The following is a 13,063-nucleotide window of genomic DNA, read 5'->3' as shown; positions in this document are numbered from 1 at the left end:
CGACAAGCAGACCGACACCCTGCGCGCCGACATCGTGCGCACCGTCGACGACGGCCGCGCCGTGGTCGCCAACATCGCCGGCACCGCCACCGACACCGACGGCAACACCCACTCCTTCGAAGGCGGCCACTACATCAGCGTCGTCGGCTACCAGAACAACGGCCACACCGTGACCATCGCCGACAGCGCCGACCCGAACATGGCCTCCTACCGCATCAGCGTGGACAACCTCGCCGACTGGATCGCCACCCGCGGCTACAGCGCCTCCTGACCGGCTATCCGCTGACAGGAGCGAGCACGAAGGGCCGGCCCCCACAAGGGGCCGGCCCTTCGTCGTGTCTCCGGACCGCTCAGGACTCCGCGAGTACGGCGAGGATCCCCTCGCCGTACTTGGCCAGCTTGTTGTCGCCGACGCCGCTGATGCGGGACAGCTCGGCCAGCGAGGTGGGCGCCTCGGTGGCGATCTGCCGCAGCGTGGCGTCGTGGAAGATGACGTACGCCGGGACGCCCTGTTCCTTGGCGGTGGCCGCCCGCCAGGCGCGGAGCCGCTCGAACACCGGGACGGCGGCCGGAGCCAGGTCGGCCACCACGGTTGCCGCGCCCCGGGGCTTGGCGGACCGGCCGGACGCCGGGCGCTCCGGCTCCCGCCGCATGGTGACCGTGCGCCGACGGCCGAGCACCTCGGCGCTCGCCTCGGTGAGGGCCAGCGTGCCGTAGTCGCCCTCGACGGCGAGCAGGCCCTCGGCGAGCAGCTGCCGCACCACGCCCCGCCACTCGGCATCGCGCAGGTCGGTGCCGATGCCGAAGGTGCTCAGCGAGTCGTGGCCGTGTTGGTCGATCTTGTCGGTGCGCTTGCCGAGCAGGATGTCCACGCAGTGCCCGGCGCCGAAGCGCTGGTTGCGTTCGCGGTCGAGCCGGTAGACGGTGGAGAGCAGCTTCTGGGCGGCGACCGTGCCGTCCCAGGACTCCGGGGGCTCCAGGCAGGTGTCGCAGTTGCCGCAGTTGGCCGTGCCGCCCTCGCCGAAGTATTCGAGGAGTTGTGCCCGGCGGCAGCGCACCGTCTCGCAGAGCGCCAGCATGGCGTCGAGGTGGGTGGCGAGGTTGCGCCGGTGGGCCAGGTCGCCCTCCGACGTCTCGATCATCTTGCGCTGCTGCACCACGTCCTGGAGCCCGTACGCGAGCCAGGCCGTCGACGGCAGCCCGTCCCGCCCGGCGCGGCCGGTCTCCTGGTAGTAGCCCTCCACCGACTTGGGCAGGTCGAGGTGGGCGACGAAGCGGACGTCGGGCTTGTCGATGCCCATGCCGAAGGCGATGGTGGCGACCATGACGAGGCCGTCCTCGCGCAGGAAGCGCTGCTGGTTGGCCGCTCTGGTCGCCGCGTCGAGCCCGGCGTGGTAGGGCAGCGCCGCGATGCCGTTGGCGACCAGGAACTCGGCGGTCTTCTCGACGGAGGCGCGGGACAGGCAGTAGACGATGCCGGCGTCACCGGGGTGCTCGTCGCGCAGCAGGGCGAGCAGTTGCTTGCGCGGCTCCCGCTTGGGCACGATCCGGTACTGGATGTTGGGCCGGTCGAAGCTGGCCACGAAGTGCCGGGCGTCGGTGAGCTTGAGCCGGGTGGCGATCTCCGTGCGGGTGGCCTGGGTGGCGGTGGCGGTCAGCGCGATCCGCGGCACCCCCGGCCACCGCTCGTGCAGCATCGACAGGTTGAGGTAGTCGGGGCGGAAGTCGTGCCCCCACTGCGAGACGCAGTGCGCCTCGTCGATCGCGAAGAGCGCGATGCGCCCGCGCTCCAGCAGGGCGACGGTGGCGCGCGTCGCCAGCGCCTCCGGGGCGAGGTAGAGCAGGTCGAGCTCGCCGGCGAGGAACGCCGCCTCGACCCGCCGCCGCTGGGCGAGATCCTGGGTCGAGTTGAGGAACCCGGCCCGGACGCCGACCGCGGTGAGCGCGTCGACCTGGTCCTGCATGAGCGCGATGAGCGGCGAGACGACCACCGCCACGCCGTCGCGGACCAGCGCGGGGATCTGGTAGCAGAGAGACTTGCCGCCCCCGGTCGGCATGAGCACCAGCGCGTCGTCGCCGGCCACCACGTGCTCGACGACCTCGTGCTGGAAGCCGCGGAAGGCGTCGTAGCCGAACACCCGGCGCAGCACCCGCAGCGCGTCCTCGGTCCGCTCATCGGTGGGGGAGACCATCCGCGCAGTCTACGAGCGCCCGCCGACACCACCCCGCCCCGAACGGCCGTGTGGCGGCAACCGGGCCTCCGGAAGGCGGCAGCCGGGCCGCCGGACAGCGGCAGCCCGGACCCGGTGAGAGCGACGGCCGGAGCTCGACAAAACGGACAAGGGCCTGTTCCGGTCGTCACCCCGTGGAATCCCGGGCGGGGTCGCAGCCGTTAGAGTCGCTGACTGACCATGCGGCCGACCGGCCGCGGCGCCACGGCTGGGGGTAGCGGGTGAGCGAGGCGCGGACGGCGGGGGACCTGGTGCCGACCAACGCGGAGACAGCTCTCGGGCGGCCGGCGCCGGCGGAGGCGGACACCACCCTGGTGGTGGTGACCGGCCTGTCCGGCGGTGGCCGCAGCACGGTGGCCCGCGCGTTGGAGAACGTCGGCTACTACGTGGTGGACAACCTGCCCCAGGCCCTGATGCTGGACATGGCCGAGCTGGCCTTCAAGGCCGGCGGCGCGGCCCGGCGTACGGCGATGGTGCTGGACGTCCGCTCGCGCGCCTTCTCCACGGACCTGGCCGGGGCGATCCGGGAGCTGCGCGAGCGCGGTTTCCAGCCCCGGGTGGTCTTCGTCGACGCCGACGACGAGGTGCTGATTCGCCGTTTCGAGAGCGTGCGCCGCTCGCACCCGTTGCAGGGTGACGGGCGGCTGGCCGACGGGATCGCCGTCGAGCGGGCGCTGTTGGAGGAGGCCCGGGACCAGGCCGACGTGATCATCGACACGAGCCACCTGAACGTGAACCAGCTCCGCCGCCGGGTCGAGGAGCTGTTCGGCGGTGAGGACTCGCGCCGGCTGCGGATCACCGTGCTGTCCTTCGGCTTCAAGTACGGCCTGCCGCCGGACGCCGACTTCGTGATGGACGCCCGGTTCCTGCCGAACCCCTACTGGGTGCCGGAGCTGCGCGAGCACACCGGGCGCGAGGAGGCGGTCAGCGCGTACGTGCTGGGTCAGGAGGGCGCGGACGCCTTCGTGGCCGGGTACGCGGACCTGGTCAACGCCACCACCGCCGGTTTCGAGCGGGAGGGCAAGCGCTACTTGACCGTGGCCGTGGGCTGCACCGGTGGCAAGCACCGCAGCGTGGCGATCGCCGAGGAGCTGGCCGCCCGGCTGCGCGGCTCCGGCATCGCGGCCAACCCCCAGCACCGGGACCTGGGGCGCGAATGACGCCGACCAGGGTGGTCGCCTTCGGCGGCGGGCACGGGCTGTCGGCGTCCCTGCGGGCGCTGCGGCACTGCGTACCCGGACTGGATCTGGACATCACCGCGGTGGTGACGGTCGGCGACGACGGGGGTTCCAGCGGGCGGCTGCGCGCGGAGCGCGGCGGCCTCCCGCCGGGCGACCTGCGGCAGGCGCTCGTGGCCCTGGCCGGTGACCACCCGGCCACGCGGCGCAGCGCGGCGCTGTTCCAGCACCGCTTCGCCGCCGCGGGGGGCGGGCCCGGCGGCGCCGATTCGCTCGCCGGCCACGCGGTCGGCAACCTGCTGCTGCACGGGCTGACCGAGCTGCTCGGTGACCCGGTGGTGGCGCTCGACCACGCGGGCGCGATGCTCGGCGCGGTCGGCCGGGTGCTGCCGATGTCCCGGCAGCCGGTCGGCATCGAGGCCCGGGTACGCGGCGCCGACCCGGACCGCCCGGACGAGGTCCGCATGGTGCGCGGCCAGCACCAGGTGGCGGTCACCTCCGGCACGGTCGAGTCGTTGCGGCTCACGCCGGCCGCGCCGGCCGCGTGCGCCGAGGCGGTCACCGCGGTCCGCGCCGCCGACTGGCTGATCTTCGGGCCGGGCAGCTGGTACACCAGTGTGCTGCCGCATCTCCTGGTGCCCGGCCTGGCCGACGCGATCGTCTCCAGCCCGGCCCGTCGGCTGGTCACCCTCAACCTGGTGGCGGAGAAGGAGACATTCGGTCTCTCCCTTCCCGACCATCTGGACACCCTCCGGCGCTATCTGCCCGAGTTGAAGGTGGACATGGTGCTGGCCGACTCCAAGGCGGTGGCTGATCCCGTGGCGGTCGAACGTGCGGCAGAATCGCTGGGTGCCCGGCTGGTCCTCGCTCCCGTCGCCGTCACCGACGGCACGCCCCGTCATGATCCGGCTGCCCTGGGCGCCGCGTTGGTGCCTGTCCTGGGCGCCGATCGTTAGACACGTACGTAATCACCGGCGACACGCCGGAACCCGGTCCTGAGGGGGCGCGCAACATGGCGATGACGGCGGCGGTCAAGGACGAGCTGAGTCGGGTCGACGTGCCCAAGCCCTGCTGCCGGCGGGCGGAGATGGCAGCGCTGCTCCGGTTCGCCGGCGGGCTGCACATCGTGTCGGGTCGCGTCGTGGTCGAGGCGGAGCTGGACACCGGCGCGGTGGCCCGGCGGCTCCGCCGGGAGATCGCCGAGGTCTACGGCTACCCGAGTGAGATCCACGTGCTCGCCTCCGGCGGTCTGCGCAAGGGCAGTCACTTCATCGTGCGGGTGGTGAAGGACGGCGAGGCGCTCGCCCGGCAGACCGGCCTGCTGGACGTGCGGGGCCGCCCGGTGCGGGGCCTGCCCCCGCACGTGGTGGCCGCCAACGTCTGCTGCGCGGTCTCCGCCTGGCGGGGCGCGTTCATGGCGCACGGCTCGCTCACCGAACCGGGCCGGTCCAGCGCCCTGGAGATCACCTGCCCCGGCCCGGAGTCCGCGCTGGCCCTGGTCGGCGCGGCCCGCCGGATCGGCATCACCGCGAAGAACCGCGAGGTGCGCGGGGTGGACCGGGTGGTGGTCAAGGACGGCGACGCGATCGCCGCGCTGCTCACCCGGATCGGTGCCCACTCCAGCGTGCTGGCCTGGGAGGAGCGGCGGGTGCGCCGCGAGGTGCGGGCGACCGCCAACCGACTGGCCAATTTCGACGACGCCAACCTGCGCCGCTCGGCCCGCGCCGCGGTGGCCGCCGCCGCCCGGGTCACCCGCGCGCTGGAGATCCTCGCCGACGACGCCCCCAACCACCTGACCTCGGCCGGCCGGCTGCGGCTGGAGCACCGGCAGGCCTCCCTGGAGGAGCTGGGCGCGCTGGCCGAGCCGCCGCTGACCAAGGACGCGATCGCCGGCCGGATCCGCCGGCTGCTCGCGCTCGCCGACAAGCGGGCGCGCGACCTGGGCATCCCGGATACCGAAGCGGCCGTCACGCCCGACATGCTCGTGGTCTGATAGGACCGGTGGGGCGTCGGGCTGCGAGGGGATCACCACCCGCCGCAGCGCGGCGGCGCGCGCTCGGATAAGGTCGCTGCGTACGGCAAGGGGGCCGGCAAGGCATCCCTCGCCGTGCTCACCGCCTCGGGCGGTCTGGTCTCCTGGGACCGCGGCGGGGTGGCCGAGATGAACCGTCAACGGCCGGCTCCACCGGTCGGCGAACAATCTCCGCCGGCCGGGGTTCGACGCCGGCGGACCAGAACGCGAGGAGATGGGCCTGTGACCATCCGGGTTGGCATCAACGGCTTCGGCCGGATCGGCCGCAACTTCTTCCGGGCAGTGCTGGCGTCCGGCGCTGACATCGAGGTCGTGGCGGTCAACGACCTGACCGACAACGCGACGCTCGCCCACCTTGTCAAGTACGACAGCATCCTGGGTCGCCTCCCGCACGAGGTGAAGGCCACCGCCGACGAGATCACCGTGGGTGGCAAGACCATCAAGGCGTACGCCGAGAAGGACCCGGCCAAGCTGCCGTGGGGCGAGGTCGGCGCCGACGTCGTCATCGAGTCCACCGGTTTCTTCACCGACGCCACCAAGGCGAAGGCGCACGTCGACGGCGGGGCCAAGAAGGTCATCATCTCCGCCCCGGCGAAGAACGAGGACGTCACCGTGGTCATGGGCGTCAACCAGGACCAGTACGACCCGGCCAAGCACACGATCATCTCGAACGCCTCCTGCACCACCAACTGCCTCGCCCCGATGGCCAAGGTGCTGCACGACACGTTCGGCATCCAGCAGGGTCTGATGACGACCATCCACGCGTACACGCAGGACCAGAACCTGCAGGACGCGCCGCACAAGGACCTGCGCCGCGCCCGGGCCGCCGCCCTGAACATCGTGCCGACCTCGACGGGCGCCGCGAAGGCCATCGGCCTGGTCCTGCCGGACCTCAAGGGCAAGCTGGACGGCTACGCGCTGCGTGTGCCGATCCCGACCGGCTCCACCACCGACCTGACCGTCACGGTCGGCCGGGAGACCACGGTGGACGAGGTCAACGCCGCGCTGAAGGCCGCCGCGGACGGCCCGCTCAAGGGCATCCTGGTCTACAACGAGGACCCGATCGTCTCCTCGGACATCGTCACCGACCCGGCGTCGTGCATCTTCGACGCGCCGCTGACCAAGGTGATCGGCAACCAGGTCAAGGTCGTCGGCTGGTACGACAACGAGTGGGGCTACTCCAACCGCCTCGTCGACCTGGTCAAGCTGGTGGGTAGCTCGCTGTGAGCATCCGCAACCTCGACGACCTGCTCGGCGAGGGGGTGTCGGGTCGGCGCGTGCTGGTGCGCGCCGACCTGAACGTCCCGCTCGACAAGCAGAGCGGTGACATCACGGACGACGGCCGTATCCGGGCCGTGCTGCCGACCCTGAGCGCGCTGGTCCAGGCCGGCGCCAAGGTGGTTGTCTGCTCGCACCTGGGCCGCCCGAAGGGCGCGCCGGATCCGCAGTTCAGCCTCCGCCCGGTCGCCGGGCGGCTCGGCGAACTGCTCGGCGCGCCGGTGCGCTTCGCCGAGGACACCGTCGGCGACTCGGCCCGCGCCTGCGTGGAGGGCCTGGCCGACGGCCAGGTCGCCCTGCTGGAGAACCTGCGCTTCAACAAGGGTGAGACCAGCAAGGACGACGCCGAGCGGGGCGCCTTCGCCGACCAGCTCGCCGCCTTCGGCGACGCGTACGTGGACGACGCCTTCGGGGCCGTGCACCGCAAGCACGCCAGCGTCTACGACGTGCCGGCCCGGCTGCCGCACGTCGCGGGCCGTCTCGTGCTGCGTGAGGTGGAGGTGCTCAGCAAGCTCACCGGCGCCCCGGAGCGGCCGTACGTGGTGGTGCTGGGCGGCTCCAAGGTCTCCGACAAGCTGGCCGTGATCGAGGCGCTGCTGCCCACGGTCGACCGGCTGCTCATCGGCGGCGGGATGTGCTTCACCTTCCTCAAGGCCCAGGGCCACGAGGTGGGCACCTCGCTGCTGGAGGAGGAGATGGTCGAGACCTGCCGCAACCTGCTGGAGCGGTCCGGCGGCAAGATCATGCTCCCGGTCGACGTGGTGGCCGCGGACGCGTTCGCGCCCGACGCCGCCCACGACACCGTGCCCGCCGACGGCATCCCGAGCCACCGGCTGGGTCTGGACATCGGCCCCGAGACGGTGGCCGGCTTCGCCGCCGCGCTGTCCCAGGCGAAGACGATCTTCTGGAACGGCCCGATGGGCGTGTTCGAGATGGCGGCGTTCGCGAACGGCACCCGGGGCGTCGCCGAGGCGATCACCAAGACCGACGCGTTCAGCGTGGTCGGCGGCGGCGACTCGGCCGCGGCGGTGCGGGCGCTCGGCCTGGATGAGTCCTCGTTCGGGCACATCTCCACCGGCGGTGGCGCCTCCCTGGAATACCTCGAGGGCAAGACCCTCCCCGGCATCGCGGCCCTGGAGAACTGAATGGCGAGCACCCCCCGCCGGCCGCTGATGGCCGGCAACTGGAAGATGAACCTGAACCACCTCGAGGCCAACCTGCTGGTGCAGAAGCTGGCCGCGAGCCTCAACGAGAAGCAGCTCACCGAGGTCGAGACGGTGGTCCTGCCGCCCTTCACCGACCTGCGCACCGTGCAGACCGCGGTGGACGGCGACAAGCTGCTGATCGGCTACGGCGCGCAGGACCTGTCGCCGTTCCAGTCGGGCGCGTACACGGGGGACATCTCCGGGGCGATGCTCGCCAAGCTGGGTTGCACCTACGTGGTGGTCGGCCACTCCGAGCGGCGGCAGTACCACCACGAGGACGACGCGCTGGTCAACGTCAAGGTGGCCGCTGCGCTCGCGAACGGGCTGACCCCGATCCTCTGCATCGGCGAGGGGCTGGAGATCCGCGAGCAGCTCCGGCACGTGCCGCACTGCTGCGACCAGCTCGACGGCGCGCTGAAGGGGCTCACCCCGGAGCAGGTCGCCAAGGTCGTCGTGGCGTACGAGCCGGTCTGGGCGATCGGCACCGGCAAGACGGCGACCCCGGAGGACGCCCAGGAGGTCTGCGGCGAGGTGCGCAAGCGCCTGGTGGAGACCTTCGGCCAGGACACCGCCGACCAGGTCCGGATCCTCTACGGCGGGTCGGTGAAGTCGTCGAACGTGGCGGCGACCATGGCCCAGCCGGACGTGGACGGGGCCCTGGTCGGGGGCGCCAGCCTGGACGCCGAGGAATTCGCGCAGATCTGCCGGTTCCCGGAGCACATCGCCCGCTGAACGCTCGCTATCCTTGACGCTGCCCGCCCACCGGTCGGTGCCGCTGTGCCCGTCAGGACCGGGCAGTGATCGCAACGAGAGGATTGACCCCCGCCATGCCGATCTGGTTCGCCTACACGATGATCACGTTGTTGGTCATCACGAGCATCCTGCTCACCCTGCTGATCCTCCTGCACCGCGGTAAGGGCGGCGGGCTGTCCAGCATGTTCGGCGGCGGCGTCAGCTCCAGCCTGGCCGGTTCCTCCGTGGCCGAGAAGAACCTCGACCGCTACACCGTTCTGGTCGGGATCATCTGGTTCGCGTGCATCGTCGGGATCGGGCTCTGGCTCCGGCTCCAGACGGGCAGCGGCGCCTGAGCGAGCGCTCCGAGTCGTACAATCTGCGCGCGGTCCGTGACGGACCGCGCGCAGATTGTTTCTCCGCGCGTCGCCCGCCGCCCACCCCCGTAAGCGGCGGTCCCCTCCGACGACAGGAGCGAGCAGCCGTGTCCAGTGGCAACGTCATCCGCGGCACCCGGATCGGGTCCGCCCCCGAGCGGTTCGAGCAGCGCATCGAGCCGGCGCCCCGCCGGCCGGTCACCTACTGGTGCGCGAACGACCACCGCGTCGAGTTCCTCATCGCCGCCGAGGCGGAGGCCCCGGAGACCTGGGACTGCCCGCGCTGCGGCGAGCCGGCCGGCCCCGACCGGGGCAACCCGCCGGGCCCGGCCCGGCCCGAGCCCTACAAGACCCACCTGGCGTACGTGCAGGAGCGGCGCACCCCGGAGCAGGGCGAGGCGTTGCTCGCCGAGGCGCTGGAATCACTCCGCCAGCGCCGCAACAACCCCTGACCGTGGTTAGGAAGGGGCCCCTGCTCTACGCCAGGCGTTAAGAAGGGGCCCTTCCTTACCGTTCAGCGCAGGCTGCGCAGCCGGGGCGGCACGTTCGCCGCCGCGGAGCGGTCCAGCAGCCACAGGGTCCGGGACACCCCGCGCGCCCCGGCCGCCGGCAGCTGCACCGGCCCGGCCCCGGCCAGGGCCATCCCGACCGCCCGGGCCTTGTCCGCCCCGGCGGCCACCAGCCAGACCTCCTCGGCCGTGTTGATCGTCGGGAGGGTCAGCGTGGTGCGCACCGGCGGCGGCTTGGGGCTGCCGCGTACGGCGCTGACCGGGCGGTTGTCGTGGTGCACCGGGTGCTCCGGGAAGACCGAGGCCACGTGCCCGTCCTCGCCCACGCCGAGCATCAGCACGTCGAAGTGGGGGAGGGTCGCGGTCCCCGGCCGGGCGGCCCGGGCCAGCTCCTGCGCGTACCCGGCGGCGGCCGCCTCCGGGTCGTTGCCGGCCGGGCCGTCGGAGGCCGGCATCGGGTGGATGCGGGCCGGGTCCAGCGGGACGACGTCCAGCAGCGCGGCACGGGCTTGCGTCTCGTTGCGCTCGGGGTCGCCGGCCGGCAGGAACCGCTCGTCGCCCCACCAGACGTCGACCCGGGACCAGTCGACGGCGTCCCGGGCCGGCAGCTGCGCCACCGCCCGGTAGACCGCCGCGGCGATCCGCCCGCCGGTCAGCACCACCGACGCCTGGCCGCGCTCGGCCTGCGCGTCGAGCAGCTTCACCACCAGCCGGGCCGCCACCGCCTGCGCCAGCAGGTCCGGGTCGGCGTGTACGGCGACACTCGCCTCACTCATCCATCGTGCCTTCGTCCTCCGACCGCCCCACGGCGGTCACCTGTGCTGTCCGACCGCCGAGCGGCCCGTGCGGTGTGCTCACGCGCTGGCGGTCGCGCCGGCGTGCGCGGTGACCCCGGCCTCGGCCCGCTGGGCGGTCGCCGGATCCTTCCACACGTGCACCCGCTGGGCGGGCCGCTGGTCGAGTGCGGTGAGCCCGGCGGTCGCACCGAGCGCCTCGGCGTAGACCTGGTCGGCGTCGAGCCGGCGCAGCTCCTCGGCCAGCTCGTCGCCGAGCGGGCGGCGGACCAGCGGCAGCGTCCGGTCCTCCTGGCCGGTACGCCGGAAGATGGCCACGTTCTCGTCGCGGCTCAGCACCAGCTCGTCGCCGTTGGCGCAGCGCAGCTGCACCTCGCGCATCCGGGGGAACTTGTCGGTGTGCTCCCACACCGGGTCGATGCCGAGCCGGGCGGTCAGCCAGCCGCGCATGAGCGCGGCCGTCGGGTCGGTGGGCGGCGCCACCACGGTCGCCTCGGTGACCCGGGCCTGCGTGGTGTCGAACGCCCCGGCCACGAGGGTGCGCCACGGGGTGATCCGCGTCCAGGCCAGGTCGGTGTCGCCCGGGGCGTAGTCCGCGGCCCGCTGCCTCAGCGCGGCGATCGGGTCGGCGGCCTGCGCCGCGTCGGTGATCCGCCGGTCGGCCACCACACCGAGGAAGTCGGTGGCGATCTCCTCCGGCGGCTCGCCGTGCCACCACGTCACCACCGGCACGTCCGGCACCAGCAGCGGCATCACCACCGACTCGGCGTGCAGCGCGAGCCGGCCGTACATCCGGGTCACCACCGCCTCGCACGGGCCGAGCCGGCCGCCGACGACGATCTCCGCGTCCAGCCGGTTGCGGTCCCGCTCGACGTCGGAGCGGACCACCACGAGCAGCCGGCACGGGTGGGCGGCGGCCGCGATGGTCGCGGCCGCCTCGGCCTCCCGGACGCGCTTCTCGTCGACCACGACGATCAGCGTGAGCGCCATGCCGCTGGCCACCCCGCCCGCGCTGCGCCGCTCGGCGGCGAGGGCCTTGACCACCTCGTTCCCGGTGGTGTCCCACAGCCCGATCATGCTCTCCTCCACGACCGGCCCTCGCGGGCCAGCATCTCGTCGGCGGCCCGGGGGCCCCACTCGCCGGCCCGGTAGGGCTCCGGCCTGGTGCCCTCCCAGGCGTGCTCCAACGGGTCCACCACCTGCCAGCTCTGCTCCACCTCGGCGGCGTCCGGGAACAGCGTCCGGTCACCGATGAGCACGTCCAGCACCAGCCGCTCGTACGCCTCGGGGCTGGACTCGGTGAACGCCTCGCCGTACTGGAAGTCCATCGCGATGTCGCGGACCTCCATGGTCGTGCCCGGCACCTTCGAGCCGAACTTCAGCACCACGCCCTCGTCGGGCTGGACCCGGATGACGAGCTGGTTGGGGCCGAGCGACTCCATGTCGGCCTGGTTGAACGGCAGGTGCGGCGCCGTCTTGAACACGATGGCCACCTCGGTGACCCGCCGGGGCAGCCGCTTGCCGGCCCGGATGTAGAACGGCACCCCGGCCCAGCGCCGGTTCTGGATGCCCAGCTTCACGGCCACGTACGTCTCGGTGGTGGAGTCCGGCGGGACGCCCTCCTCGTCGAGGTAGCCGACGGCGCGTTCGCCGCCCACCCAGCCGGGCAGGTACTGGCCGCGGACGGTGTCCCGGGAGACGTCCTTCGGCACCGTGATGGCCTTGAGCACCTTGAGCTTCTCGGTGCGGATCTCGTCGGCGTCGAAGCTGGTCGGTTCCTCCATGGCCACCAGCGCGAGCAGCTGGAGCAGGTGGTTCTGGAGCACGTCGCGGGCGGTGCCGACCGAGTCGTAGAACGCGGCCCGGGTGCCGATGCCGACGTCCTCGGCCATGGTGATCTGCACCGAGTCGACGTACTTGGAGTTCCACAGCGGCTCGAACAGGTTGTTGGCGAAGCGCAGCGCCAGGATGTTCTGGACCGTCTCCTTGCCCAGGTAGTGGTCGATCCGGAAGACGTCCTGGCTGGTGAAGACGTCGTCGACCAGGTCGTTGAGCGCCTTCGCCGAGGGCAGGTCGTTGCCGAACGGCTTCTCCACGACCACCCGGCGCCAGCCGCCGGACTTGGCGTTGTCGGCCATGCCGGTGCGGGCGAGCTGCTTGAGCACCACGGGGAACGCCGCCGGGGGGATGGAGAAGTAGAAGGCGGCGTTGCCGGGGATGCCGTGGGTGTCGCGCAGCTCGTCGAGGGTGGCGGCGAGCTGGTCGAAGGCGGCGTCGTCGTCGAACGAGCCGCCGACGAACTTGATGTTGCCGGCGAGCCGGGCCCAGACCTCCTCCCGCCACGGGGTGCGGGCGTGCTTCTTGGCCGCCTCGTGGGCCAGCCCCTCGAAGTCGCCGTCGCCCCAGTCGCGCCGCGCGAAGCCCAGGACCACGAAGCCGGGCGGCAGCAGCCCCCGGTTCGCCAGGTCGTAGACCGCCGGCAGGAGCTTCTTGCGGGCCAGGTCGCCGGTCACCCCGAAGATCACCAGAGCGCACGGCTCCGGGATCCGCGGCAGCCGGCGGTCCTGAGGATCGCGCAGCGGGTTCCCTGCGCTGTCCTCGGTTCGCGACTGCGGGGCTCGCAGGACCGGCTCACTCCTCGCGCTCACTGCGCCTCCTCGGTTCGCGACTGCGGGGCTCGCAAGGACGGCTCACTCCTCGCGCTCACGGTGCCTCCTCGCTCCGCCG

13 protein-coding genes are annotated in these 13,063 nt (G+C 72.7%); 9 read left to right on the top strand and 4 right to left on the bottom strand.

All coding sequences use genetic code 11. The annotated features are described in order from the left end of the window. Window positions 1-271: C39 family peptidase (locus ABZS80_RS29940; RefSeq protein WP_355061066.1), on the top strand; the 271-nt coding region annotated here is incomplete at its 5' end. Between the two features lie 79 nt (window positions 272-350). On the opposite strand, the gene recQ is transcribed toward ABZS80_RS29940, so the two are convergent. Further along, complete coding sequence (gene recQ, locus ABZS80_RS29935) at window positions 351-2,192, bottom strand: DNA helicase RecQ (protein ID WP_355061064.1); 1,842 nt, start codon at window positions 2,190-2,192, stop codon at window positions 351-353. Window positions 2,193-2,482: 290 nt separating this feature from the next. On the opposite strand from recQ, the gene rapZ reads away from it, so the two are divergent. The 8 genes from rapZ to ABZS80_RS29895 all read left to right on the top strand — a co-directional run bounded on the left by rapZ (window position 2,483) and on the right by ABZS80_RS29895 (window position 9,485). After that, window positions 2,483-3,391, top strand: coding sequence for an RNase adapter RapZ (rapZ, locus tag ABZS80_RS29930; RefSeq protein ID WP_355061078.1), 909 nt, complete (start codon window positions 2,483-2,485; stop codon window positions 3,389-3,391). Continuing rightward, window positions 3,388-4,365, top strand: coding sequence for a uridine diphosphate-N-acetylglucosamine-binding protein YvcK (gene yvcK, locus ABZS80_RS29925; protein WP_355061062.1), 978 nt, complete (start codon window positions 3,388-3,390; stop codon window positions 4,363-4,365). Before rapZ ends, yvcK begins: the two co-directional genes overlap by 4 nt. A gap of 56 nt (window positions 4,366-4,421) precedes the next feature. Beyond that, entirely contained in the window at window positions 4,422-5,402 is a 981-nt protein-coding gene (whiA, locus tag ABZS80_RS29920; RefSeq protein ID WP_018788213.1) for a DNA-binding protein WhiA, read from the top strand. A gap of 261 nt (window positions 5,403-5,663) precedes the next feature. Next, window positions 5,664-6,668 (top strand): type I glyceraldehyde-3-phosphate dehydrogenase, encoded by a 1,005-nt coding sequence (gene gap / locus ABZS80_RS29915; protein ID WP_107075683.1) that lies wholly within the window; start codon window positions 5,664-5,666, stop codon window positions 6,666-6,668. Further along, window positions 6,665-7,864 (top strand): phosphoglycerate kinase, encoded by a 1,200-nt coding sequence (locus tag ABZS80_RS29910; protein ID WP_355061059.1) that lies wholly within the window; start codon window positions 6,665-6,667, stop codon window positions 7,862-7,864. The genes gap and ABZS80_RS29910 overlap by 4 nt, the downstream gene beginning before the upstream one ends. Beyond that, complete coding sequence (gene tpiA / locus ABZS80_RS29905) at window positions 7,865-8,656, top strand: triose-phosphate isomerase (RefSeq protein ID WP_355061057.1); 792 nt, start codon at window positions 7,865-7,867, stop codon at window positions 8,654-8,656. A 95-nt stretch (window positions 8,657-8,751) separates the two neighbouring features. After that, a complete protein-coding gene (gene secG / locus ABZS80_RS29900) occupies window positions 8,752-9,012 on the top strand; it encodes a preprotein translocase subunit SecG (protein ID WP_313719348.1) in 261 nt (86 codons plus the stop codon). A 128-nt stretch (window positions 9,013-9,140) separates the two neighbouring features. Next, entirely contained in the window at window positions 9,141-9,485 is a 345-nt protein-coding gene (locus ABZS80_RS29895) for an RNA polymerase-binding protein RbpA (protein WP_355061054.1), read from the top strand. 62 nt (window positions 9,486-9,547) lie between these two features. On the opposite strand, the gene pgl is transcribed toward ABZS80_RS29895, so the two are convergent. The 3 genes from pgl to zwf all read right to left on the bottom strand — a co-directional run bounded on the left by pgl (window position 9,548) and on the right by zwf (window position 12,960). After that, a complete protein-coding gene (pgl, locus tag ABZS80_RS29890) occupies window positions 9,548-10,318 on the bottom strand; it encodes a 6-phosphogluconolactonase (RefSeq protein WP_355061052.1) in 771 nt (256 codons plus the stop codon). A 78-nt stretch (window positions 10,319-10,396) separates the two neighbouring features. Next, window positions 10,397-11,413, bottom strand: coding sequence for a glucose-6-phosphate dehydrogenase assembly protein OpcA (locus ABZS80_RS29885; RefSeq protein ID WP_355061050.1), 1,017 nt, complete (start codon window positions 11,411-11,413; stop codon window positions 10,397-10,399). Continuing rightward, window positions 11,410-12,960 (bottom strand): glucose-6-phosphate dehydrogenase, encoded by a 1,551-nt coding sequence (gene zwf / locus ABZS80_RS29880; protein ID WP_355061076.1) that lies wholly within the window; start codon window positions 12,958-12,960, stop codon window positions 11,410-11,412. Before zwf ends, ABZS80_RS29885 begins: the two co-directional genes overlap by 4 nt. Between the last annotated feature and the right edge of the window lie 103 nt (window positions 12,961-13,063).

Origin of the sequence: Micromonospora sp. NPDC005305 (assembly GCF_040607315.1) — a bacterium.
Taxonomy (GTDB): domain Bacteria; phylum Actinomycetota; class Actinomycetes; order Mycobacteriales; family Micromonosporaceae; genus Micromonospora.
This window is presented reverse-complemented; position numbering and strand designations above follow the sequence as displayed.